Annotated in this window: 20 protein-coding genes; 3 read left to right on the forward strand and 17 right to left on the reverse strand. The window is 65.9% G+C overall.

Annotated features, from left to right (window positions below):
* Window positions 1–8: 8 nt before the first annotated feature.
* The 8 genes from ATE64_RS08535 to ATE64_RS08570 form a co-directional block, all read right to left on the reverse strand.
* Window positions 9–1,502: a 2-hydroxymuconic semialdehyde dehydrogenase gene (locus ATE64_RS08535; RefSeq protein WP_058454802.1), complete on the reverse strand. Its 1,494-nt coding sequence runs from the start codon at window positions 1,500–1,502 to the stop codon at window positions 9–11.
* A complete protein-coding gene (locus ATE64_RS08540) occupies window positions 1,499–2,326 on the reverse strand; it encodes an alpha/beta hydrolase (RefSeq protein WP_058454803.1) in 828 nt (275 codons plus the stop codon). Before ATE64_RS08540 ends, ATE64_RS08535 begins: the two co-directional genes overlap by 4 nt.
* Complete coding sequence (locus ATE64_RS08545; protein WP_058454959.1) at window positions 2,326–3,075, reverse strand: ABC transporter ATP-binding protein; 750 nt, start codon at window positions 3,073–3,075, stop codon at window positions 2,326–2,328. Before ATE64_RS08545 ends, ATE64_RS08540 begins: the two co-directional genes overlap by 1 nt.
* Entirely contained in the window at window positions 3,072–3,824 is a 753-nt protein-coding gene (locus ATE64_RS08550) for an ABC transporter permease (protein WP_058454804.1), read from the reverse strand. Before ATE64_RS08550 ends, ATE64_RS08545 begins: the two co-directional genes overlap by 4 nt.
* Window positions 3,821–4,390, reverse strand: a complete 570-nt coding sequence (locus tag ATE64_RS08555) for a VOC family protein (RefSeq protein ID WP_058454805.1) — start codon at window positions 4,388–4,390, stop codon at window positions 3,821–3,823. Before ATE64_RS08555 ends, ATE64_RS08550 begins: the two co-directional genes overlap by 4 nt.
* Entirely contained in the window at window positions 4,387–5,427 is a 1,041-nt protein-coding gene (locus tag ATE64_RS08560) for an ABC transporter substrate-binding protein (RefSeq protein ID WP_231729052.1), read from the reverse strand. Before ATE64_RS08560 ends, ATE64_RS08555 begins: the two co-directional genes overlap by 4 nt.
* Before the next feature lie 5 nt (window positions 5,428–5,432).
* Window positions 5,433–6,347 (reverse strand): fumarylacetoacetate hydrolase family protein, encoded by a 915-nt coding sequence (locus ATE64_RS08565; RefSeq protein WP_058454960.1) that lies wholly within the window; start codon window positions 6,345–6,347, stop codon window positions 5,433–5,435.
* A gap of 168 nt (window positions 6,348–6,515) precedes the next feature.
* Complete coding sequence (locus tag ATE64_RS08570; RefSeq protein ID WP_058454807.1) at window positions 6,516–7,343, reverse strand: sulfite exporter TauE/SafE family protein; 828 nt, start codon at window positions 7,341–7,343, stop codon at window positions 6,516–6,518.
* Window positions 7,344–7,530: 187 nt separating this feature from the next.
* On the opposite strand from ATE64_RS08570, the gene ATE64_RS08575 reads away from it, so the two are divergent.
* On the forward strand, window positions 7,531–8,334 hold the full coding sequence (locus ATE64_RS08575) for an aspartate dehydrogenase (RefSeq protein ID WP_058454808.1): 804 nt from the start codon (window positions 7,531–7,533) through the stop codon (window positions 8,332–8,334).
* A gap of 13 nt (window positions 8,335–8,347) precedes the next feature.
* Window positions 8,348–8,794 carry a VOC family protein gene (locus tag ATE64_RS08580; protein WP_058454809.1) on the forward strand — a complete coding sequence of 149 codons (447 nt, stop codon included), beginning with the start codon at window positions 8,348–8,350 and terminating at the stop codon, window positions 8,792–8,794.
* Between the two features lie 78 nt (window positions 8,795–8,872).
* Here the strand turns inward: ATE64_RS08580 and ATE64_RS08585 are convergent, their stop codons facing one another.
* Window positions 8,873–9,889 carry an amidohydrolase family protein gene (locus ATE64_RS08585; RefSeq protein WP_197410126.1) on the reverse strand — a complete coding sequence of 339 codons (1,017 nt, stop codon included), beginning with the start codon at window positions 9,887–9,889 and terminating at the stop codon, window positions 8,873–8,875.
* A 161-nt stretch (window positions 9,890–10,050) separates the two neighbouring features.
* On the opposite strand from ATE64_RS08585, the gene ATE64_RS08590 reads away from it, so the two are divergent.
* A complete protein-coding gene (locus ATE64_RS08590; RefSeq protein ID WP_058454810.1) occupies window positions 10,051–11,043 on the forward strand; it encodes a LysR family transcriptional regulator in 993 nt (330 codons plus the stop codon).
* On the opposite strand, the gene ATE64_RS08595 is transcribed toward ATE64_RS08590, so the two are convergent.
* The 8 genes from ATE64_RS08595 to ATE64_RS08630 form a co-directional block, all read right to left on the reverse strand.
* Window positions 10,995–12,377 carry an amino acid permease gene (locus ATE64_RS08595; protein WP_058454811.1) on the reverse strand — a complete coding sequence of 461 codons (1,383 nt, stop codon included), beginning with the start codon at window positions 12,375–12,377 and terminating at the stop codon, window positions 10,995–10,997. The two genes, ATE64_RS08590 and ATE64_RS08595, sit on opposite strands and share 49 nt — an antisense overlap.
* A 21-nt stretch (window positions 12,378–12,398) precedes the next feature.
* Entirely contained in the window at window positions 12,399–13,652 is a 1,254-nt protein-coding gene (gene kynU, locus ATE64_RS08600) for a kynureninase (protein ID WP_058454812.1), read from the reverse strand.
* Complete coding sequence (locus ATE64_RS08605; RefSeq protein WP_231729053.1) at window positions 13,642–15,084, reverse strand: aldehyde dehydrogenase family protein; 1,443 nt, start codon at window positions 15,082–15,084, stop codon at window positions 13,642–13,644. The genes kynU and ATE64_RS08605 overlap by 11 nt, the downstream gene beginning before the upstream one ends.
* The gene (locus ATE64_RS08610) at window positions 15,081–16,709 is read right to left on the reverse strand and encodes a thiamine pyrophosphate-binding protein (protein WP_058454813.1); all 1,629 of its coding nucleotides are present in this window, start codon (window positions 16,707–16,709) and stop codon (window positions 15,081–15,083) included. The genes ATE64_RS08605 and ATE64_RS08610 overlap by 4 nt, the downstream gene beginning before the upstream one ends.
* Before the next feature lie 96 nt (window positions 16,710–16,805).
* Complete coding sequence (locus tag ATE64_RS08615; protein WP_058454814.1) at window positions 16,806–17,489, reverse strand: fumarylacetoacetate hydrolase family protein; 684 nt, start codon at window positions 17,487–17,489, stop codon at window positions 16,806–16,808.
* A gap of 16 nt (window positions 17,490–17,505) precedes the next feature.
* Window positions 17,506–18,423, reverse strand: coding sequence for a hypothetical protein (locus ATE64_RS08620; RefSeq protein ID WP_058454815.1), 918 nt, complete (start codon window positions 18,421–18,423; stop codon window positions 17,506–17,508).
* Between the two features lie 22 nt (window positions 18,424–18,445).
* Window positions 18,446–20,197, reverse strand: coding sequence for a hypothetical protein (locus tag ATE64_RS08625; RefSeq protein WP_058454816.1), 1,752 nt, complete (start codon window positions 20,195–20,197; stop codon window positions 18,446–18,448).
* Window positions 20,198–20,213: 16 nt separating this feature from the next.
* Entirely contained in the window at window positions 20,214–22,595 is a 2,382-nt protein-coding gene (locus ATE64_RS08630) for a TonB-dependent receptor (protein ID WP_167541759.1), read from the reverse strand.
* Between the last annotated feature and the right edge of the window lie 64 nt (window positions 22,596–22,659).

Raw genomic sequence — 22,659 nt, forward strand, 5'->3', positions numbered from 1 at the left:
TCTTACCTTTACAGCTTCACGCAGATGTTGGTCGGCTCCGAATAGAAGCCCAGCGAATGTTCGCCGCCTTCGCGCCCGATGCCCGAGAGCTTCATCCCGCCGAAGGGTGTGCGGAGGTCGCGCAGGAACCATTCGTTGACCCAGACGATCCCCGTTTCCATCTGCGCCGCGACGCGGTGCGCGCGCCCGACGTCGCGCGTCCAGATCGCGGCGGCGAGACCATAATCGGTGTCGTTGGCGAGTTCGACCGCCTCGTCCTCGCTGTCGAAGGGCGCGATGTGGCAGACGGGACCGAAAATCTCCTCGCGCACGCAGCGCGCATCGGGCCCGAGGCCAGTGAGGATTGTCGGCTCGACAAAAGCTCCATGCGCGAGCGCTCCTTTGAGTTCGGGAACCCCGCCCCCGGTCACCACAGTCGCCCCTTCTTCACGCGCCAACGAATAATAGGAGAGCACTTTCTCCCGGTGATCGTGCGAGATCAGCGGCCCCATGTCGGCGCCCGACCAGGGATCGCCGACGGTGAGCGCCTTCGCGCGTTCGGCGAGCGCGGCGACGAAGCGGTCGAAGATCGGCCGCTCGACATAGACGCGCTCGGTGCAGAGACACACCTGCCCGCAGTTCGAGAAGACCGAGCGCACCGTCCCCGCGACCGCCTCGTCGAAATCGCAGTCGGCGAAGACCAGCGCGGCATTCTTGCCCCCGAGTTCGAACGACACGGGTTTCACGCCCGCAGCCGCGACGCGCATGATCGCACCGCCGGTGGCGGACTCACCAGTGAAGGTAATCGCGTCGATATCGGGATTCGCGGTCAGCCATTCGCCGGTGGACTTCGCCCCGAAACCGTGGACGAGGTTGAAGACCCCCGGCGGCACGCCGACGGCGTCCATCACCTCTGCAAGCAGGGTCGCGGTCGACGGCGTTTCCTCGCTCGGCTTGACGACGACGGCATTGCCGCACGCGAGAGCGGGCGCGACTTTCCACGTCATGAGCAGCAGGGGCAGGTTCCACGGCGAGACGATCGCGACCACGCCCAGCGGCCGCGCGATCGCATAATTGATCGCGCTGCGCCCATCGGGAAGGTCGGTGCGGAAACTCGGCATCGCGCGCGCCTCGGCGATCGCGGCGAAGGCGCGGAAATTGGCGGCGCCGCGCGGAATGTCGATCGTCCGCGCCTGATGCAGCGACTTGCCGGTGTCGGCGATCTCGGCGGCGGCGAATTCGTCGAAGCGTGCCTCGATCCCCTCGGCGACCCGGACAAGCAGCTTGCAGCGCTCGGCCTGCGACATCCTGCCCCACGGCCCCTTGAGCGCCGCGCGCCCGGCAGCGACGGCGCGGTCCACGAGGTCGCGGCTCGCGAGCGATACGCGGGCCGCGACGCTGCCATCGACAGGGTTCACATTGTCGAACCAGCCATCGCCCTCGACGAAGGCGCCGTCGACATAGTTCAGCACCGGGCGCTCAGAGAAGGGGTAGGCAGCGACGGGATAGGCAGCGCCAGTCATGCCGCACCCCCGACCGGAACATAGCCCGCGGCATTGCTATGCGCAGCGCCTGCCGTGCCGACATGGCCAGCCATCTGGAGCAGCGACAATATGGTGTCGTTGAACTGCACCGGCGCTTCGAGGAAAGCCGAATGACCCGCGTCATTGACCTCGACAAGGAAGGAACCAGGCACTTCGGCCTGCGCAAGTCGCACCGCCTCGATCGGGAAAAGGATGTCGTCGACGCCCGCGAGGAAGAGGATCGGAAAGCCCTTGCCGCCCAAGTCCGCGGCAGGACGCGCGTCGAAGCTGCCGGTCAGGCTGTGCCGGTCGACGGCGTTGAAGCTCGCGATCTGGCGATAGAGCACCGCCAGCTCGGGTGGCGCCCCCGCCCCGAGCACGCGTTCTATCTGACCGAGCGGCGCGGTCTTCACACGCGCCGCGTCCATGATCGCCTTGACCTGCGCGCTCTCGGCAATGCCGTGAAGGCTGTCGCAGATCGCGAGCGCGGCGACGCGGCCGGGCGCACGATGAGCGAAGCCGATGCAGGTGCCGGCGCCCATCGACTGGCCGACGAGCGCCGCTTTCTCCACGCCGAGATGATCGAGCAGCGCGGTCAGATCGTCGATAAAGGCAACGCGCCCGCGCCCGTCGAGATCACGCGACAGCCCGAAACCGCGATGGTCGAAGGTGATGACGCGGTTCGATCGCGACAGGGTATCGATCTGGCGATACCAGATCGCATGATTGCCGCCGATCCCGTGCGCCAGCACGACCGCTGGTCCTTCGCCATGCGCCTGCCAATATATCTCGGCGCTCGCGGTCGCCAGCACACCGCTTTCCATCACGCTACCCCCATCAATTTGCTGAGCCGCACGACATAGTCGCCGAACGCCGGATCCTCGCGCGTGGCGCTGGGATCGCGCGGGCGCGGCATGTCGATACGGACATCTTCGATAATCGTCCCTGGCCGCTCCGACATCACGAGCACGCGGTCGGACAGCAGCACCGCTTCCGAAATGCTGTGGGTGACGAGCAGCACCGTCTTGCGGTCGCGCTGCCAGATGCGCAGCAGTTCCACATTGAGGCGGTCGCGCGTCAGCGCGTCAAGCGCGCCGAAGGGCTCGTCCATCAGCAAGACTTGCGGGTTGCGCGCGAGCGCCTGCCCGATCGCAACGCGGTGACGCATTCCGCCCGACAGTTCGCTGGGATAGCTCGTCTCGAACCCCGTGAGGCCGAGCGTTTCGACAAGCGCGGCGAACGCGGCTTCGTCGGGCCGCCGCGCCTGCGGGTCGAGATCGACGCCGAGCAGCAAATTGTCGCGCACATTGCGCCAAGGCAGCAGGTTCGAGGTCTGGAAGACGAACCCCATTTCCGCCGTCGGCGCGGTGACATCGGCGCCGCCGAACCGGATACGACCTTCCTCGAACGGCACGAGCCCGGCGATCAGCCGCAACAGCGTGCTCTTGCCGCAGCCCGAGGGACCGAGGATCGAGACGAATTCGGCGGCGCCGATTTCGGCGCTGACGTCCTGCAGCACTTGCCGACCGCCGAACAGCTTGCCCGCACCGGAGAGAGAGATCACCGATTTCATGCTGCGCGCCACCAGATGAAGCGTTCCCAATAGGCGACGCCGTAGAAGAGAAGAAGCGACAGGACCGTCACCGCGATCAGCGCCGCGAAGGTCAAGGTCGTGTGCCCGGATCCCGATGCGGTCAGGATGAGATTGCCGAGCCCGTCGTTCGATCCGACGAATTCGCCGACCACCGCGCCGATCACCGCGAGCGGCATCGCAACCTTGCAGCCGTCGAGGAAGCTCGGCAGCGCGGCGGGGACGCGGAGGCGCCAGAAACTCTGCATCGGGCTGGCGCGGAGCGCGCGGAAATGCTCATCAAGATGCGCAGGCGTGCTCGCCAGCCCGCCGAGCGTCGCGATGATGATCGGGAAGAACGCGAAGAGGAACGCCATGATCAGCTTCGACGCGAGGCCATAGCCGCACCAGACCACGATCAGCGGCGCCAGCCCGATTTTCGGGATGCTCTGCAACGCGACGAACAGCGGATAGACGGTCCGTTTAGCGGTGGGCGAGAAATAGATCAGCGCCGCGATCGGCACGCCGAGCGCCACAGCGATGAGGAAGCCCCAAAAAACCTCGGTCAGCGTGACGAGGCTCTGCGAAAGGATCGCACCGCGCGAGGTCCAAAGCTCGCCAAGGATCGCGCTCGGCGGCGGGAGCAAATAGGATTGGACGCCCGACCAGCGAACGCCATATTCCCATGCCAGCCCGAGCGCGAGGAAGAAGCCCGCGCTGGTCGCCGTATCGCGATTGAACCGTCTGCTCACGCGTCGCCCTCCCTCTTTTCGGCCGCGTCCAGCAGCGCCTGGATGCGCGCCGGTGGCGGCACGAGGAAGCGACCGAGATGCCAGCGGTCGAAGGTTTCGAGATCCTTCCCGTCCCACACCGACGGCTCATACGGGCTGTCGGCGGTGATTTGCGTCATGTCGGTGTAGAATTCGACATTGTTGCCGTCGGGGTCGCGGAAGACGAGGAAGCTGTTCGCCCCCGGCCCGTGCTTGCCGATGCCGCGGTCGATCGGGATACCGCGCGCGATCAGCATCGCGGCGACCCTTTCCATCTCCTCCATCGTTTCGAGGCGGTAGGAGAAATGCTCGACCGCCGGGTAGTGCCCCTCGGGTGCAGCACCATGTCCTGGCGGAAGCTGGAGCAGCGCAAGATCGTGATGATCCGCGCTGGCCCGCAAGAAGACCATGTTATGATCGATCCAGTCGGAAACCTCGAGCCCCATCACCTCGGTGTAGAAAGCAAGGCTGCGGTCGATGTCGCGCACCTTGAGCACGAGGTGGCCGAGCCGCGTCGGACGCGGTCGGTAGGAAGCAGGATCGGTCATGGCTGATTCCCCATCGGTACGAAGGCGTTGGTGAAGAGCTGCGGCGCCTGATCGAAGCCCTGAAGCTGGCCGCTCGCCTGCAGATAGGTGACGGTACGCTCGACCTTTTCGGGCTTCAGGCGAAGCGACCCATCCTCGGCCGTCATCAGTTCGGCGGTCTCGCGGATCTGGCGCTCGGTCACCGCCTCGTCGAGCAAGGGATAGGCTTTGCGGATGATCGCGAGCGCCGCCTTCGGGTCGCGCGCGGCGTCGGCATAGCCGCGATAGGCGGCCTTCAGAAAGGCGCGCACCAGTTCGGGATCCTTCTCGATCAGCGCGTCCCGCGTCGCGAAGCCGCTGCCGTAAACGTCGAGCCCGAAATCGGCGTAGCCGATGCGCCCGATCGTCACGCCCTTCGCCTTCGCCGCCTTGTCGAACAGCGCAAGCGAATTGCCGAGCCAGCATTCGGCGGCGTCGATCCGGCCCTCGACGAGCGAGGAGACGACGATCGCGGGGTCGAGCTGGATCCGTTCGACGCGCGCGGGATCGACGCCATTAGCCTTGAGCCAAGCTGGGAGCAGCGCCTGGATCATCGAGCTTTGCCCTGCACCGAAACGCAGCCCCGCAAGGTCGGCCGGCCTTTCGATCCGGTGGCGTTCCTTGACGAAGCAGGCGCCGGCGGGAAGCCGCATGTTGATACCGCCGATCATCCGCACCTTGCCGCCCTTCGAACGATTGAGCGCGACCGACAGCGGGTCGATATAGGCGAATTCGAACATGCCCTGGTCGAGCTCGTTCGCGGTACGCATCCCGCCAAAACCGCGCACCGGTTCGACGTTGATCCCCGCTTCGGCGAAATAGCCCTTGTCGATCGCGACGAAGATGCCCGCCATGCTGCCCTGCGGAAGCCAGGCCATGTTGAACCGCACGTTGCGTGCGCTTTCGGACTGTACGGTGCGCGGCGCGCTGCCGCCGAAGGCGCTCCACAGGGTCAGCGCGGTGACCGCCGCGACGACGAGCAGCGGGACGATCAGCGACCGGCGATGGAAGGCAACCATTTCGCTCACCCCCTCGGCAGGTGCGGCGCGGCGACCGGGTTGCGCAGCTCGCCGATCCCCTCGACCCACGCATCCATGACGTCGCCATCCTTCAGAAAGACGCCCCGCCCCATTCCGACCCCAGCGGGGGTCCCCGACGCGATCAGGTCGCCGGCACGAAGTTCGAGGATCGTTGAGAGATAGGCGATCTGTTCGTAGATGTTGAAGATCATCTCGGACGTATTGCCGTCCTGCATCGCCTCGCCATTGACCTTGAGGCCAAGGCGGATGTCGTGCGGATCGCCGAGGCAGTCGCGCGGCACAAACACCGGGCCCAAGGGCGTGAAGCTGTCGAAGCTCTTGCCGCGGAACCAGTCGTGCGAGAAGGGAAAGTCGGTCCGCCGGGTGCGGTCGCGCGCCGACACGTCGTTGACGATCGTATAGCCGGCAATCAGATCGTGGGCGGCATCCACGACGACATTCTTGCCCGGCTTGCCGAGCACGACACCCAGCTCGACCTCCCAGTCGGGACGCGAGACCTGCGGCGGCACCACGACCGTATCGCCCGGCCCGACAACACTCTCGATCGTCTTCAGGAAGATATAGGGCTCGCTCTCCGCCTTCGCGGCGAGCTTGGTCTGCATTTCCTCGGCATGTTCGATGAAATTCGACGCGGCGGCGAAGATGCGGCGCGGCTCGAACGGCGCGACAAGCTTCGGCGCGTCGAGCGCCGCCGAGGAGCCGCCCACCGCGCTGGCGAGCGCGAACAAGCCGTCACGGCGCGCGTCCCAGTCGCGGATGATCGTGGTGACGTCCCCCGCAACGGCAGAATAGCCGTGCGCCGCCGCGGCATCGACAAGATCGTGAAAGGCGTCACCGACCTGGATCGTGGGGCGCGGGCCTTCGGCCGTGGCGCGGGTGGCAAGGGCAAACCGAGTCATGCGTCGATCTTTCTTTCCGGTGGAATGGGCGAACGCCGGCGATGCGCGGCCGAGCGCGATGGCGCCCCCGATCTGCGCGAGCGCGGCGCGGCGATCCAATATGCGTTGCGCATAGAGCGGGCCGATTTTCTTATAGGGCGGGTTTTTGCGGGGCCTGGGCATCGCATCTCACCCGAACGCCCTGAGCAGCATCCGCACCGCGACGACGGTCAGGAACAGACCGAACATCAGGCTCAACTGCCGCTTCGACAGCGCATGGGCGATCCGTGCGCCGAGCGGTGCCGTCAGGTACGAAACCGGCGCTATGATCGCGAGGCCGATCAGGTTGACATAGCCGAGGCTGCCCGGCGGCAAGCCCTCGACGTTCCAACCGGTAGCGATGAAGGCAATGGTCGCGGGCGCGCTGATCAGCAGGCCAAACAGTGCTGCCGTGCCGACTGCGCGGTGGATCGGGAAGTTGAACAATGTCATCACCGGAACGCTGAGCGTGCCGCCGCCGATCCCCATCATGCTGGAGATGCCCCCAATCGCGAAGGGAATGAGCTGCCCGCCCGCGCCGCCCGGCACCGCTTCGGCAATATGCTTGCCCTCAAGCGGCAAGAGCATCTTGATCGCGACGAGCAGCGCAACGATCCCGAACACCGCCGACAGCGTATCGCCCGAGGCGCGCGAGGCCAGGATGACCCCGGCGATCGCGCCTAGAAAGATCGCAATGCCCCAGCGTTTCAGCTGGTCGTGATCGACCGCGCCCTTCGCTTCGTGCGCGCGCGACGAGGAGATGGCAGTGGGGATGATCGTCGCGAGCGAGGTCGCGACGGTAACATGCATCCGAATGTCGGAATCGATCCCGAGCGACGACAGAACGAGGTCGAGAACCGGGACGATCACGATGCCGCCGCCGACGCCGAGCATCCCGGCGATCACGCCGCCCGCTGCTCCGGTGACGAGCATCATCGCCGCCAGCGTCAGCATTTCCCCGTCCAGCATATCGAGCATCGGCTTCCCCCAAAGGTCGGCCTTCCTTGTGCGTCGCACTGCATATGCGGTCAAAGATAGAAATGCGGGGTATCTATAATCAAAATTATATATCTGGCCCCACCCGCTCTCCTTATATGATTTTGGAAATAGCGCCCCCGCCAATCAATATTATCCTGTATATGGCGAACACCGTAGCGCGGTCGGCATGACACAAGTGGGCATCGCCGGATTCGGCACCATCGGCCGCGTCGTCGCGCGCCATATCGAAGCAGGCGGGCCGCCGCTGACCCTCGCCGCCGTATCCGCGGGCGACCGGGCGCGCGCCGAAGCCGCGATGACCGCGTTGAAACGTCCGGTGCCGGTCGTCGGCACCGAAGAGCTTGTCGCGCTGTCCGACGTTGTCGTCGACAGCGCACCGACGGCCGCCTTTCGCGATATCGCCACCGCGACGCTCGCCGCCGGCAAGACGCTGGTCACGGTCAGCGGCGCGGCGCTGATGCAATGGCCCGAGGCGGTCGATATCGCGCGCGCGCATGGCGGTCGCATCGTCCTTGCCACCGGCGCCCTGCTTGGCCTCGATGCCGTCCGCGCCGCCGCGATCGGCACGATCCACTCGGTGACGATGGTGACGCGCAAGCCGGTAAAGTCACTGGTCAAGGCCGAGCATGTCGTGCGCAACAACATCGACCTCGCCGCCCTCGCCGAACCGCTCAAGATCTTCGAGGGCAGCGCGCGCGAGGGCGCCATCGCCTTTCCCGCCAACGTCAATGTTGCAGCGGCGCTCGGCCTCGCGGGCATCGGCCCCGACCGGACGCGGCTCGAAATCTGGGCCGACCCCGCGCTCGAACGCAACACGCACCGCATCGTCGTCGATTCCGACAGCGCGCGCCTCGAACTCGCGATCGAGAATATTCCCACTGTCGAGAACCCCGGCACCGGCCGGATCACCGCGCAAAGCATCGTCGCGGCGCTCCGCGATCTCGTCAGCCCCCTCCGCATCGGAACCTAGAAAGGCCAAACCCATGACCACCCGTCTCCGCCACGTCGCGATCGCATCAGCCGACCCCGACAATTCGGTCGGCTTCTTCACCGACGTGCTCGGCTGGACCCTCGCCGGCAAGATCGATAGCCGCAACGCGCGCGGCTATTATGTGACCGACGGCCACATCAATATCGCGCTGCTCTGCTTCAAGAACCGCCCCGCCGCCGGGATGGAGTTTCCCGAGGGCTACACGGGGCTGCACCACATCGGCTTTCAGTGCGACGACATCGCTGCGGTCGTCGAGCGCTTCGAAAATTCGGGCTACGCGCCGCGCCACGACGTCAATCTGGCGCAGGGTCTTGGCAAGAATCCGGCGAAGGACAATGCCGAATACAAGATGACCGGGCCGGAGAATGTGATGGTCGACGTTTCCGAACGCGGCTGGGCCGGGACCGAAAGCTTCAAGGGCGCGCCGCCGGCCGCCTGACAGGCGAGGCCTCCCCCTCGAAACTCGAAGGCCGCCGGAGCATCGCTCCGGCGGCCTTTCCTTGTTCGCTGCTGAGGTTCAAAGATTCAGGAAGGCGCGCGAATTGCCGCTGAAGATCTTCGCCTTCTGTGCCGCGGTCAGCCCGTTATGCCCGCGCACCAGCGCGCCTATGTCCTGCTCGCCGAGCGGAAAGGGATGGTCGGAGCCCAGAAGCACGCGATCCTCGCCCATGACGTCGATCAGCAGGCTCAGTGCGCGCGGATCGAAGACCGCTGAATCGACGAAGAAACGGTCGACGTAGCTCGAGGGCGGATTGGGGCAGTCGGCGCGGACGATGTCGCGATATTTCCACGCATTCTCGACCCGCCCGAGCAGGAAGGCGAAGCTGCCGCCGCCATGGCCGAAACAGATGCGCAGGCTCTTGGGCAAGCGATCGAAAGCACCTGACAGGATCAGCGACAGGATCGACAATTGCGTCTCGGCGGGCATCGCGACGAGCCAGGGCAGCATATATTTGGGCATACGCTCGCGCGCCATCATGTCCCACGGATGGACCAGCACCGCGGCGCCGATCTCGGCGCAATGCGTCAGGAAGGTCAATATGCCCTCGTCGTCGAGGTTGCGCAGCCCCATATGGTTGCCGATCTGGACCCCCAGATGACCGCTCTCCATCGCCCGGCTCGCTTCGGCGCACGACAGCTCGATGTCCTGCAAGGGCACCTGCGCCAGCGCCTTCATCCGGCTCGGCGCATGGCTGCAAAAGACCAGCGCCTCGTCGTTGAAGCGGCGCGCGCAGTCGAGCGCCAGACCGGCCGGGCGGCTGTAGCCGAACATGATCGGGGTCGCGCAGATGATCTGGAGGTCGATGCCCTGCTCGTCGAGCGCCTCGACCCGGCGCGCCGGATCCCAGAGAATATCGTCGACCGGGCGGAACTCCTTGTCGCCTTGCATGATGAAGCCCTTCCCCGCCCCATCGTCACGCAGCCAGGGCAGTCCCTCCACCTGCGCACGCGCGCGATAGGCCGCGTCCATCGCGGGAAAGAAGTGGCTGTGCATGTCGATCACCGCCGCCTGCCTTGCGCCATCGTCCGTCATGATTGTCGCCGCACCCCTGTCCCATGGTCATCCCGCCGGTCGCCGATGCGCGCGGGTCATGAGGGTGAGTAACCCCGCTCAGCTATCAACAATAATCCAGAGACTTGCCCACGCTATTACAAAAAGGCTATAACTGTCCCCAACGGGGCGGGAGATGCGCGATGCCTAAATTTCACGAGAATTTCCTGCTGAGCCGGCTGAAGCTGCGCCAGCTCCGCCTGCTCACCGCGATCGCCGACGAGGGCACGGTTCTCAAGGGTTCGCAGGCACTCAACATCGCCCAGCCCGCCGCGACGAAAAGCATCAAGGAGCTGGAGGACGCGCTCGGCGTCCAGCTTTTCGAACGCTCGTCGCGCGGTGTGACCCCGACCGATTTCGGCCGCGTGATGATCAAACACGCCAAGCTGATCCTCGCCCAGCTCCGCCACGCCAGCGAGGAACTGCAATCGCTCGAGGAAGGCCTGTCGGGGCGCGTCCATGTCGGGACGTTGCTCGCGGCCTCGACCTCGCTACTCCCGCGCGCGCTTGCGCGGCTCCGCGAGCGACGGCCGGGGATCGCGGTGACCGTGGCCGAGGGGACGATCGACCGGCTGATGCCGGGCCTACGCACCGGCGACATCGATGTCGTCTTGGGACGCCTGCCCGAATATCGCGAGCGCGAGGGACTGAGGCAGGAAGTGCTTTATCTCGACACCGTGTCGATCATGGTTCGCGAAGGCCACCCGCTCACGACCCGTGCATCGCTCACCCTCGCCGACCTCGTCGATCAGGCGTGGGTGATGCCGCCGACGCAGACGTCCCTACGTCGCCAGATCGACCAGGCGTTTCGCCACGAAGACCTGGAACCGCCGCTCGACGTGATCGAATCGGTCTCGATCCTGACCAACCACGCCCTGTTGAAAAATACCGACATGCTCGCGGCGATGCCGCATCAGGTGGGCATAGGACAGGCCGGGCTCGTCGCGCTGCCAGTGACGCTCGAAGGCGCGAATTCCAGAATCGGCGCGACGATGCACGCCAATGTCGAGCTATCCGCGGCGGCCGCCTATTTCATGGAGGTCGTCGGTGAGGTCGCTGCGGAGATCCGCGCCGAGCTGGGCCAGGATCAGGACGGGCTCGCCGAGCCGCCCGCCAGTCGCCGCCAGACGAAATAGGCCGCAGTGATCGCGATCAGCCATGGAACGCCCGCGAACACCGCGACCTGCCAGTCGGCGTCGATCGCCATCGTCACCGTGATCGCGCCGAGCAGTCCGAGACCCAAAATCTGCGCATAGGGGAAGAAGGGCATCCGCACGGGCAAGCTGCTCGCGTGATGCCGGCGCCGGAACCGCAGGTGGCTGACGAGGATCGCGCTCCACACGAGCAGCCCGCCGAAGAGCACAATCCCGAACAGATAGTTATAGGCGTAGGGCGTCAGGATCGACAGCGACGCCGCGGCAAGGATGCCGATGCCGGTGACGATCGTCGCGCGCATCGGCACATGCTGCGCGTTGAGTTCGCCGAACGCGCGCGGCGCATAACCGCCGCGCGCCAGCGAAAAGAGCATCCGCGACCCGAGGTAAATGCTGGTATTCATCGCCGACAGCGCCGCCGAGGCGACGACGAAATTCATGATCCCCGCCGCATAGGGGATGCCCGCGCTCGCGAACATCTTCACGAAGGGGCTTTCGGTGACGACCTTCGCCCCCGACTGGGTCCACGGCAGGAAGGCGACAATGATCAACAGCGCGAGGATGTAGAATAGGAACAATCGTCCCGCCATCGTGCGCAGCGCGGCAGGAATCGCGGTCTTCGGATCCTTCGCCTCGCTCGCGGTGCCGACCACGAACTCGAGTCCCATGAAGGAGAAGAGCGCCATCAGCACCGCCAGCCACACCCCCGAAAAGCCATTGGGCAGGAAGCCGCCGGGAAGCCCGGTCACATTGTGCAGGCCGATCGGATCGCCGACGATCCCGGCGATGCGGCTGAGGCCGACGATGATGAAGGCGACGATCGCCGACACCTTGATCACGGTCAGCCAATATTCGACCGACCCGAAATTATGCACTGCGCGCGTGTTGACCCAGACGACGGTTGCGGCGCTACCGAGCGCCCACATCCACACCGGCATATCGGGGAACCACCAGCCCATATAGATGCCGACCGCGACCGCCTCGCTGCCGATCAGCAGCATCTGCTGGATCCAGTAGGTATAGCGGACAACGAAGCCTGCGAGCGGCCCCAGGTAGATTTCGGCGTAGGTGCCGAACGAACCGGCGGTCGGATGGACCACCGCCATTTCGGACAGGCTGAACACCATGATCACCGCGATCAGGGCCGCGATCATATAGCTGACCAGGACGCCCGGCCCGGCATAGCCGATCGCGATGCCCGACCCCATGAACAGGCCGGTGCCGATCGCCCCGCCGAGGCCGATCATGATGATCTGCGCCTTGCTCAGCCCGCGCTCGAGCCCCGCTTCGCGGTCCAGATAGGCCTGTTCTTCCATTTTCGCTCCCTCGCGCGCCGTTCAGGTGACGGCTTCGCGTGCCTGATATTCGGATTGTTTCCAAATGTCGCCGTCCATGATCGCCACGAGACGGTCGACGGCGTCCCATACATCGACAAAGCGGACATAGAGCGGGGTGAAGCCGAAACGCACCGTATCGGGGGCGCGGAAATCGCCGATCACGCCCGCCGCGATCAGCGCACGCATGATCGGATAGCCCTCGACGTGCGCGAAGGATACCTGGCTGCCGCGCGCGGCCGCCTCGCGCGGCGAGGCGAGCGTGAAGCCGTGCCCCGCGCAGCGCGTCTCGACGAGGCGGATGAACAGATCGGTGAGCGCCATCGACTTGGCGCGGATCGCCGCCATGTCGGCTGCCAGATGGATGTCGATCCCGGTTTCGACGAGCGCCATCGACAGGATCGGCTGGGTGCCGATCAGGAACTGGCGAATATCCCGCTGCGGGCGATAGCCGGGTTCGAAAGCGAAGGGCGCGGCGTGACCCCACCAGCCGGTCACGGGCTGCAGCGCCTGTCCCTGGTGCCGCTCCGCCGCGAAGAGGAACGCGGGCGAGCCCGGGCTTCCGTTCAGATATTTATAGGTGCAGCCGACCGCGAAGTCGGCACCCGCGCCATTCAGGTCGACCGGCATCGCCCCCGCGCTGTGGCACAAATCCCAGATCGCGAGCGCCCCTGCGGCATGGGCGCGTTCGGTGATCGCCGCCATGTCGTGGATATGACCCGTCTTGTAGTGGACATGGGTGATCGCGACCGCAATCGTGTCCCCGTCTATGGCGCCCGCAATCTCGTCCTTTTCGCAGAGACGCACCGTCACGCGCCCTCCGGTCGCCGCGGCGACGCCCTCTGCGATATAATTATTGGTCGGGAAATTGCTGCCCTCGAGGATCAGCACGCTGCGGTCGGGGCGCAGCGCGACCGCAGCGGACAGCACCTTGAACAGGTTCTGGCTCGTCGAATCGCAGATCACGACCTCGCCCGGCGCGGCGCCGATCAGCGGCGCCAGCTTGTCGCCGAGGCGCACCGGCAGGTCGAACCACCCGGCGCTGTTCCAGCTCTTGATGAGGTCGATGCCCCATTCGCGCGTCACGACATCCTGCGCGCGCGCCGCTGCCCCCTTCGGCATCGCGCCGAGCGAATTGCCGTCGAGATAGATCATCCCCTCGGGCAGGGCGAAACGGTCGCGCAGCGGCGCCAGGGGGTCGGCGCGATCGAGCGCCGCGCAGGCAGCGCGGTCGAGATTGGCGGCATCAAGCGTCATGAAAACATATTACCTTCGTCTGCGACATTTCGCGCGCGGCGAAGCGCACGCCTTCGCGTCCCATATTGCCCCGCCCTGCCCCGCCGAACGGCATGGCGTCGAGCCGGTAGTCGGTCGAATCATTGACCATCACCCCCGCCGCGCGCAGCCGCCCGGCGGCATGGCGCGCAGTGCGGAGCGATTCGGTGAACACCGCCGCGTGGATCGCATAGTCGGCGCGATTGGCCGCATCGATGGCTTCGTCAAGCTCGGCGAAGCGGAACAGGCTGGCGACCGGACCAAAGGCTTCGTCACACGCGACGCGCGCATCGCCCGGAACATTTTCGAGCAGCGTGGGCCGAACCAGCGTCCCAGCCCGCTCGCCGCCTGTCAGGAGCGTCGCCCCGCGCGATACCGCCTCAACCGTCCACGCGACGATCCGCTCGGCCTCCGCTACCCCGATCATCGGACCGACGTCGGTCGCGGAATCGGTGGGGTCGCCGACATGCAGTGCGCGCGCCGCCGCGACCAGCGCATTGCGAAACGCATCGTAGATCGCGTCGTGGACATAGATACGCTGGACGCCGATGCAATTCTGCCCGGCAGCGCCGAATGCGCCCGATGCGCAGGCGGCGGCAGCCCGTTCGATATCGGCGTCGTGCATCACGATCACCGGCCCGTTGCCGCCGAGTTCCATCGCGAGACGCTTGATCCCGGCAGCGCGGCAGATCGCTTCGCCGACGCGCGCGCCGCCGGTGAAGCTGATCATCGCGACGTCGGCATGACCCGTCAGTGCGTCGCCGAAATCCTCGCCGCGCCCGGTCAGCAGGCAGAGCGCTTCCTTGGGCAGTCCGGCGGCGAGCAACAGCCGCGCCAGCATGATCGCGACGAGCGGCGCCTGTTCGGCAGGCTTCAGTATCACCGCATTGCCTGCGGCGAAGGCCGGGCCGAGCTTGTGGCAGACGAGGTTGAGCGGATCGTTGAACGGCGTGATCGCTGCGATCACTCCGACGGGCTCATAGACATAATGGCCCGAGCGTGCTTCGCCGCCCGGAAAGCCGTCGAACGCGATTGTTTCGCCCGCGAGCCGTACCGCCTCTTCGGCCGAGAGGCGCAGCGTGTTCACCGCACGCGCCACTTCGTGCCGTGCGCTGCGGATTGGTTTGCCCGTCTCGGACGTGATCGCGGCGGCAAATCGTCCGGCATCGCCTTCGAGCGCGGTTGCGGCGGCATGGAGGATGCGCCCGCGTTCACCGGTCGACAGCAGGCGCATCGCCTCGGCCCCGCGCAGCGCGCTCGCGACGGCGCGCTCGACATGCCCGGCGTCCGCGCAGGCAACTGCGTCGATCGGCCGCCCTGTCCACGGATCGACCACCGCCATCGTCTCGTCCGCCGCCTCCCAGCGACCGTCGATCAGCAGCGATCGGCCCCCGCCCACCGCGGCATGCATCATGGCTTGTCCCTGCGCAGCACCAGTTCGTCATATTCGCGGCTGTCGAGCAGCGCCTCGACGATCACCGGCCCGTCGGCGGCAAAGCCCGCCTCGAGCGCCGCGCGGAACTCGGCGGGATCGCGCGCGACCGTCACCGGAACGCCGAACAGCGACGGGCCGCCGATCGTCCCTTCGGCGCGCACCGGCGTGCCGTAAATCGGGTTCTGTTTCTTTTCCTGCTTGATGCGGATCAGCGCGAGATCATTGTCGGTGAAGATCACGATGACCAGCGGCAGCTTCTCGCGCACCGCGGTCGCCAATTCACCGGCGGTCATCAGGAAGCCGCCATCGCCGAGCACGCAGCACACCGGCGTATCGGGGCGGCTGAGCTTCGCCGCGATCGCGGCAGGGAGTCCGAAGCCCATCGCCGACCAGCCGTTGGTCATGATCTGCGTGCCGGGCTTCGGCGTCCGCCAATGCTGCCCGATCAGATGCGTGTGCGCACCGACGTCGCAGGTCATGATGCCCTCGTCGGGCAGGACGTCGCGCAGCACATCGAGCGCGGCGCAGGGACCGAACGGCCCGTCGCGGCCGACGAGCTTGGCGAACATCGCCGCCTTGCGCTCCGCAAGTGCCAGGAGATCCCATGCCTTGGGCCCGGCCGGCAGCGCGATCAGCGCGTCGAGCGCGGGGGCGATCGCCCCGACGACCTCGGCGACGACGGGATGCATGTCGCGATCGATATCGGCGGGGACGACGTCGATGCTCGCAAGCGCCAGCCCGTCCTTCATCCAGCTTTCATAATTGAACTCGATCGGGTCATAGCCGACCGCGACGACCAGATCGGCCTCGGCATGGGTTTTCCCGACCATGTCGGACAGCGCGTGGAACAGGACGCCGGCATAGTTGGGGTGATCCTCGGCCACCATGCCCTTCGCCATCGGGGTCAGCAGCACCGGCAGGCCAAAACGCTCGGCGAGCGCGACGATGCGGTCCTCGATCCGCGCATGGACGGCGCCGAGGCCGATCGCCAGAACGGGTTTTTCGGCCACCGTGAAAGCGGCGACCAGCGTATCGATGTCGGCCGTTGCGGGAGCAGGCACGGGATCGGCAGCAATCGTGCCGATGGTCGCCGCCTCGACCGCATCCGCGCTCATGCCCTGCGGCAGCCCGACGTGGACCGCGCCGGGACGGCCCGACAGCGCGATGCGCGCGGCATCGGCAAGCGTCGCCACCGCGCCGTCGGCCTCGATCCGCATGGTCGCCTTGGTGAGCGGCGCGAACAGCGCCTGATGGTCGATCGCCATCTGTACCGTTCGGCCGCGCAGCGATGCGGGCATTTCGTCGGTCAGCGCGAGCATCGGCGAGCGGTCGAGCGTTGCCCCGCCGACCCCCGTCGCGAGGTTGGTCGCACCGGGCCCAAAGGTGCCGAAGCAGACGCCGGGCACGCCGGTCAGCCGGCCGCAGACGTCCGCCATGAAGCCCGCGCCGCCCTCGTGGCTCGTCAGCACGAAGTCGATGCCGTCGGTGGTGCGGATCGCCTCCATATAGTCAACCCATCCGCCGCTCGGCACGCCGAAGACGTGGCGCACGCCCATGTCGCGGAGCGCGCCCACGACATTGCGGGCAACATTGGTCGATTTCATGCGCGATCCTTCATGCAAGAGCCGTTCTGGCAATCGGCCTAGGCGCGTCCGCCATAAACAAATAATACCGAATGACCGCCGCGATATACCTATGCGTTATATAAAGCGGTTCGCGATCGTCCCGACGCCCTCGACCCCGCCCTCGACCAGGTCGCCGGCGACGATACGGCCGACGCCCGCCGGCGTGCCGGAGTAGATAAGGTCACCCGCCTTGAGTTCGACGTAGGTCGACAGTTCGGCGACGATATCGGCGACCGGCCAGATCATGTCGGCGATGTCGTCCTCCTGCCGCGCCTCGCCATTGACCGTCAGCCAGATCCGCGCCTTGGCGGGATGACCGATCTCTTCGGCGCGGCGGATCGGCGAGATCACGGCGCTGGCGTCGAAGCCCTTTGCCATGTCCCACGGCCGCCCCGCTGCCTTCGCGTCGGCCTGCAGATCGCGGCGCGTCAGGTCATTGCCGACCGCGTAGCCGAAGATCGTTTCGACGGCCCTGTCCTGCGCGATGTCGCGCCCGCCGCTGCCAAGCGCCACAACCAGTTCGATCTCGTGATGCAGGTTCGCGGTGCGCGGCGGCATCGCGATATCCGCGTTCGCTTCGACCAGCGCGTCGGCAGGCTTCGAAAAGAAGAAAGGCGGCTCGCGATCGGGCGCACCGCCCATCTCGCGCGCATGCTCGGCATAATTGCGGCCGACGCAGAAGATGCGCCGAACGGGGAAACGGTCGTCGCTTCCCGCGATCTCTACGGTCGGCACGGCAACGGAAAACGGCAGGCTCATGGCATGATCCTCGGCATCAGGCAGGCGGATAGAGCGCCGCGCGACACTGGCCGGAATCGGCGCCTTCTAGGCCGCCTTCCCGCACCGCGTTCCACGGGCTCCCCATCTTGTCTTCGGGGCGATACCAGAAGCCATAGAGCTTGCCGTTCGCCGCGACCAGCGTCGCCGAACCGATGCTGCCCTCTTCCCTCGAAAACCAGGCGAGCCGCATGATCCGGCCGAAGATCGTGCCGCGCAGCGTACCCAGCCCGTCATTGTAGCAGCCGAAAATCTCGTTGCCCTTTTGCCGCAGCGCGATCGGGCCATATTCATGGCCATAAACGCCGCTGACGTCGGCGACGGCGGCGGCGCCGCGCTGGTCGAGCGTGCCGATGACGGCAAGGTCTGAGAGCCGCGTCGGTCCCTTGCCCGACCAGTTGCTGTCGATCCTCAGGCGGAGCCAGCGCGCCGAGCTTTCCTTCGGAAGTTTCACGACCGTCTGAGCGTCGGCCTTGGCCTCCCCTTCGACGAGCGTCTCGAACGGCCCCTCCGGCCCCTCGGTCGAGCCCAAGAGCGCGAAGCGACGAACCGGCGAGCCTTCGGCGGTTTGCGACATCGATCCGTCCTCGCGCACCACGGGCTCAAACCGGTTGTCGAGCGCGACGGCAGCGATCTTGCCGTTACCCGCGAGTTCGAAATTGAGCGCGTGCGGCAGCGTCGTGCCCTTGTCGGACAGCCAGCCATAAGCCGTGCCGCCATCGACGAGGTTGATCGTCCAGGTCGACCAGTGCCGCTTCGCCTCGCCGGGATCGGCCTCCGCGATCCCGCCCCAACTGATGTGGAGGATATTGTCGCCCGCAGGTTCCGCAGGCTTATCCGCCGCCTTTTTGGCGGGTGCGTTCGAGCATCCGGCAAGGAGCAATGCTCCCGCCAGCGCGATAGTCCATGCGCGCATAATCTATTCTCCGGTCAGCGGGTCAGCGGCGTTCGGGCCAGATCTTTTTCGGGGCACCAAGGTTCGGCTTGCCAAGCAGCGGGCTCGACAGCGCGTAAACCCCGTTCACCGAAAAGGCCCAGATGATGTTACGGTCATATTCGGTGTACACGGCAAAGGTCGAATTGCCGAACGTATAGCTCGGCAACTCCTTCTCGGTCGGGAAGCGCGGGACGAAATAGCCCGCGATCGCCGGCTTCGCCGGGTCCTTGACGTCGAAGATCTGGATGCCCGCGTTGTAAAACGCGTAGATGGCAATTCCCTGATGCCCGCGCTCGGGCTGGCCGAGCCCGCCCGACCGCTTCGGCCCGAAGCTGCCGCGGCGTTGGCAATAGTCGGTAAAACCCGCCCCTGGCGGCGGCACCGGCCGCGGGAATTTCGCCGCGACCTTCGGATGCGCGGGATCGCGCACGTCGATCGAGAAAATATCCTTGTACGGCTCGAAGCAGCTCTCGTTCATCGGGTAGCCGTTCGAGAAGACGAAGCCGGTGCGGTCGTACTGGCTGACATCGACATTATCGAACTCGGTCCCGGCGTAGCTCGGCGGGACGGTCAAATGGCCGAGCGCTTTCGGCTGCGCCGGATCGCTGAGGTCGAAGGTGTAGAAGCCGAGCCCGCCCATCCCGCCGAAGCCGATCTTGCCGCCCTGCTCGACCGGCTTAGTAAGCACGATCGGGTTGCGCGACCCCATCCAGCTCGTCCGGTTGCCCGCGCGCGGATTGGCGCGGTACGCCGCCTCGCTCGCCTTGTCGCCGATCACCTGGCCCGGCACGGTGATCTGCGAAACGAACTTCGGGTTCGCCGGATCGTCCATGTCCCAGACCTGATAGCCCGGCGAATAGAGATAGTCGGGATATTCGGTGAGGCCGTAGCTGTCGTCGGGCGCGGACGAGAGCAGCATATATTTGCCGCCCCACCAGGTGACCGCATCGAGCGCGCCCGATCCCTGTTGCTCGCCGATCGGCGCGTCGGGATGCCTGTAGTCGGTCGTCCGCGTCGCGATGAGATCCCATTTATCGGGCGTCGGCCCGTTCATCGCGAAGACCTTGAAGCCCTTCAGCGAATTATAGTGGCGCTGCGCCGCGACCTTGTCGGGCTCGCGCCTTTTGTCCTCGAGCAGGCCGAAGCGACCGATTTCGTATGAGGCGATCAGGACGTTGCGCTGGAGCTTTTTGTTCCATGCGACGGTGACGCCACCGAAGTAATCGGTAACGGCCGCCGCGTCCCAGTCCTCGCTCGATCCATCGGCACCCCAGACGCCCCCTTTCGACCAGACGATCTTCGCCTTGCGCGGATCGGTGACGTCGAGGATGCGCAGATAGTCGCGGTCGTGCGTGTAGAGATACCGCCGCCCGCCGAAATCGACGACATTCGCCCAGGCGTGCCACGGCGAGGTCACCGCCGGATAGAAGGCGATGACCTCGACATTCTTGGCGTAGCTCTTCTGGTCCCAGTGTTCGAGCTGACCGGGAAAACCCGGAACGTCGGTGGTCAGTCGCGTCGAGGCGGGATGGCGGAAGCTGCCATCGGGATTCATCCCGTAATCGACGCCGGGCACCGGGTCGGCGGGCGGGTTCTCGGGCGTCGCCTCCTGCCACGCCTTCAACCACGGATCGGTGATATTGATGGGACCGGCAGGTTTCTCCTGCCAGTCGGAGGCGGAAAGCGCCGCGGGAGAGAGCAGCGCCGCCAGCATCGCCGCGCCGCCCGTCCAATATCTGTTGTTGCCCGTCATCGACGACCCTTTCTGCCTAGAAGCGGAACCGCGCGGTCACGCCATAGGTGCGCGGCGGAATATAGGTCCCATAGATCGTGCCGAACAGCTCAAGCTTGCTCGTGTAGTTGAGCTCGTTCGTCAGATTCTTCGCCCACGCCGTCAGCTCCCATTTGTCGTCGGCGTCCCGCACGCCGATGCGGGCATTGAGCAGGATTTCGCTGTCGAACTTCAGGATCGGCGTGTTGGGATTGTCGAAGAAATTGGCGCCGGTGTACTGGAAGTCGCTGCCCGCGACGAGCACCAGGCTGTCGCTGATCGGCTGGTCGAGGTTCGCCGCCACACTGAAGGCATGTTTGGGCGTGCGGCGACAGCTGTTGCCGTCGAGGTCGGTGCCGTCGTCGTCGATGATCAGCTCGCCGGTGAAGTTGCACTTCGAATAGGCGTAATTCCCCGACAGCGTGAAGCGTTCGGTCACCCGCGCCTGGAAATCGAGTTCCAGACCGTAGGCGCGCGTGCCATTCTTCGCGTTGAACACGAAATTGTCAGGCGGCAGCCCCGGTCCCGGCGACAGGAACTGGTTGGTCTGGAGATTGTCGTAGGTGGTGTAATAGGCGGCGGCGTTCAGGAAGATGCGCCGGTCGGCGAGCGCCAGCTTGGCGCCGGCCTCGAAACTGTCCGCAGTTTCGGGGTCGAACGACACCAGCGCCTCTGCCGGGGTATTCGCATCCTCACCGGTCCAGCCGCCCGGCTTGTATCCCTTGGCGTAGCGCACATAGAGCGTGACATCGTCATTCGGCTCGAACCGCAGCGTCGCGCTGGGTAGCCAGGCGTCCCAGCTCCGCGTTTCGCCGACCACGAAGTTGACCGGCGCCCCCTCGAACGACACGCCCGACCGGTTGTTCGAATAGACCTTGCGGTCATAGGCATAGCGCAGCCCCGCTTCGAGCGTGAGCTGGTCGGTCAGATCGTAGCTGAGTTCGCCGAAGACGCCGATATTGTCGTTTTTCGACGTCGTCACCGTATGGTTGGAGCCCGGAAACGGCGTCCCCGGCGTGCCGCCGAAGGCCATCGCAAAGGCGAATTCCTCGATCGCCTGATAGTCGGGGAACAGGAAATTCACGTCCTCGGCGCGGCGAATTTTTTCGCGCAGATAATAGACGCCGCCTTCGATACGGAGCGGTCCGCCATCGTCCCAGCGCAACCGCAGCTCCTGCGAGAATTGCTTGACGTCCTCGGCCTTGCCGCTGTCGAAATAGCTGTCGGGGACGGTCGCGAGATAGGTGTCGATCCCGGCCAGCATCGCGGGCGTGATATCGGGCGCGTTCGTCGCCGGATCGATCGCGAAATCGAAAAACATCCCCGACCCATCCTCGCGCGCCGCCAGCGATGAATCGCGGTAGGCGGTCTGCGTGGTGATGCTGAGCGCCGAACTTGGCTGCCAGTCGATGCTGCCGCTGACACCGTACATGTCCGAATTCTGGAAGCCGGTAAAATTATGCGCGCCCGACCGGCGCTTGGCGCTCTGGAACGGTGCGTTGCGGTTCGGTAGTACGAAACCGGGCAGGCCGGCGATCGGCGGCGCATAGAAGCCGAGGTAGGTGACCTCGTTGCTGTCGGCGGGGTCGATGATGTCGACCCAGCGCGCACCGTCGCGGTGGCGCGTATAGTCGGCCGAAAGATTGATATCGAGCGTCGCGTCGGGCTGCCAGCGGAGCTGCCCACGCACCGACTGGACATTCTGGTCCTCCTCGTCGCCGCCGCGCGTGTTGGTCGCATAACCCTCGTGCTTGCGCGAACTGACCGTCAGGCCGAGGCCGAGCGTGTCGGACACCGGTCCGCGCACCGACGCGGCGACGTCGAGCTTGTCGTAATTGCCATAGGTCGCCTCGAAGCGCCCCTCGAACTCGTTGCCCGGCTTTTTCGTCACATAGTTGATCAGCCCGCCGACGACGCTTTTCCCAAAGCGCAGAGCCTGCGGCCCCTTCAGCACCTCGACGCGTTCGAGGTCATAGAGATCGAGCAGCGATCCGGTGCCGCGCGACAGATAGGCGCCATCGAGGAAGATGCCGACCGCGCCGTCGGCGCCCGCGCCCTGGATGTCGGAACCGATGCCGCGGATGAAAAGTTCGGTGTCGACCGCACGCTCGGCGCTGAGCTTGAGACCCGGAACGCGATACGCAATCTCGGAGAAATCCTTGATGCCCGAGCGTTCGAGCGCGGCGCTGCTGAACGCCTGCACCGAAATCGGCACGTCCTGCAGGCTTTCCTCGCGCTTGCGCGCGGTGACGACAATCTCGTCGCCCGACGCCTCGACGCCGTCATCGGGAGCGGCCTGGGCCTGCGCCGCGGCGGGTGCCGCAAGGGTGGCGACGGTGGCAAGAAGTGCCCAACGCAGGGCCCGTGTCGATTCCATCATGTCCTCTCCTGCAGCCGGACGCGCCTTGTCCTCTACGGGAAAGCATCTCCGCCGGCCTGATTGA

Origin of the sequence: Sphingopyxis sp. H073, assembly GCF_001468395.1 — a bacterium.
Taxonomy (GTDB): Bacteria; Pseudomonadota; Alphaproteobacteria; order Sphingomonadales; family Sphingomonadaceae; genus Sphingopyxis.

What these genes read in the sequence shown, in the direction of transcription:
- ATE64_RS08535 (WP_058454802.1), bottom strand. Translation starts at nt 1,502, where the DNA reads ATGACTGGCGCTGCCTATCCCGTCGCTGCCTACCCCTTCTCTGAGCGC.
- ATE64_RS08540 (WP_058454803.1), bottom strand. Translation starts at nt 2,326, where the DNA reads ATGGAAAGCGGTGTGCTGGCGACCGCGAGCGCCGAGATATATTGGCAG.
- ATE64_RS08545 (WP_058454959.1), bottom strand. Translation starts at nt 3,075, where the DNA reads ATGAAATCGGTGATCTCTCTCTCCGGTGCGGGCAAGCTGTTCGGCGGT.
- ATE64_RS08555 (WP_058454805.1), bottom strand. Translation starts at nt 4,390, where the DNA reads ATGACCGATCCTGCTTCCTACCGACCGCGTCCGACGCGGCTCGGCCAC.
- ATE64_RS08560 (WP_231729052.1), bottom strand. Translation starts at nt 5,427, where the DNA reads ATGGTTGCCTTCCATCGCCGGTCGCTGATCGTCCCGCTGCTCGTCGTC.
- ATE64_RS08565 (WP_058454960.1), bottom strand. Translation starts at nt 6,347, where the DNA reads ATGACTCGGTTTGCCCTTGCCACCCGCGCCACGGCCGAAGGCCCGCGC.
- ATE64_RS08570 (WP_058454807.1), bottom strand. Translation starts at nt 7,343, where the DNA reads ATGCTCGATATGCTGGACGGGGAAATGCTGACGCTGGCGGCGATGATG.
- ATE64_RS08575 (WP_058454808.1), top strand. Translation starts at nt 7,531, where the DNA reads ATGACACAAGTGGGCATCGCCGGATTCGGCACCATCGGCCGCGTCGTC.
- ATE64_RS08580 (WP_058454809.1), top strand. Translation starts at nt 8,348, where the DNA reads ATGACCACCCGTCTCCGCCACGTCGCGATCGCATCAGCCGACCCCGAC.
- ATE64_RS08585 (WP_197410126.1), bottom strand. Translation starts at nt 9,889, where the DNA reads ATGACGGACGATGGCGCAAGGCAGGCGGCGGTGATCGACATGCACAGC.
- ATE64_RS08590 (WP_058454810.1), top strand. Translation starts at nt 10,051, where the DNA reads ATGCCTAAATTTCACGAGAATTTCCTGCTGAGCCGGCTGAAGCTGCGC.
- ATE64_RS08595 (WP_058454811.1), bottom strand. Translation starts at nt 12,377, where the DNA reads ATGGAAGAACAGGCCTATCTGGACCGCGAAGCGGGGCTCGAGCGCGGG.
- kynU (WP_058454812.1), bottom strand. Translation starts at nt 13,652, where the DNA reads ATGACGCTTGATGCCGCCAATCTCGACCGCGCTGCCTGCGCGGCGCTC.
- ATE64_RS08605 (WP_231729053.1), bottom strand. Translation starts at nt 15,084, where the DNA reads ATGATGCATGCCGCGGTGGGCGGGGGCCGATCGCTGCTGATCGACGGT.
- ATE64_RS08610 (WP_058454813.1), bottom strand. Translation starts at nt 16,709, where the DNA reads ATGAAATCGACCAATGTTGCCCGCAATGTCGTGGGCGCGCTCCGCGAC.
- ATE64_RS08615 (WP_058454814.1), bottom strand. Translation starts at nt 17,489, where the DNA reads ATGAGCCTGCCGTTTTCCGTTGCCGTGCCGACCGTAGAGATCGCGGGA.
- ATE64_RS08620 (WP_058454815.1), bottom strand. Translation starts at nt 18,423, where the DNA reads ATGCGCGCATGGACTATCGCGCTGGCGGGAGCATTGCTCCTTGCCGGA.
- ATE64_RS08625 (WP_058454816.1), bottom strand. Translation starts at nt 20,197, where the DNA reads ATGACGGGCAACAACAGATATTGGACGGGCGGCGCGGCGATGCTGGCG.
- ATE64_RS08630 (WP_167541759.1), bottom strand. Translation starts at nt 22,595, where the DNA reads ATGATGGAATCGACACGGGCCCTGCGTTGGGCACTTCTTGCCACCGTC.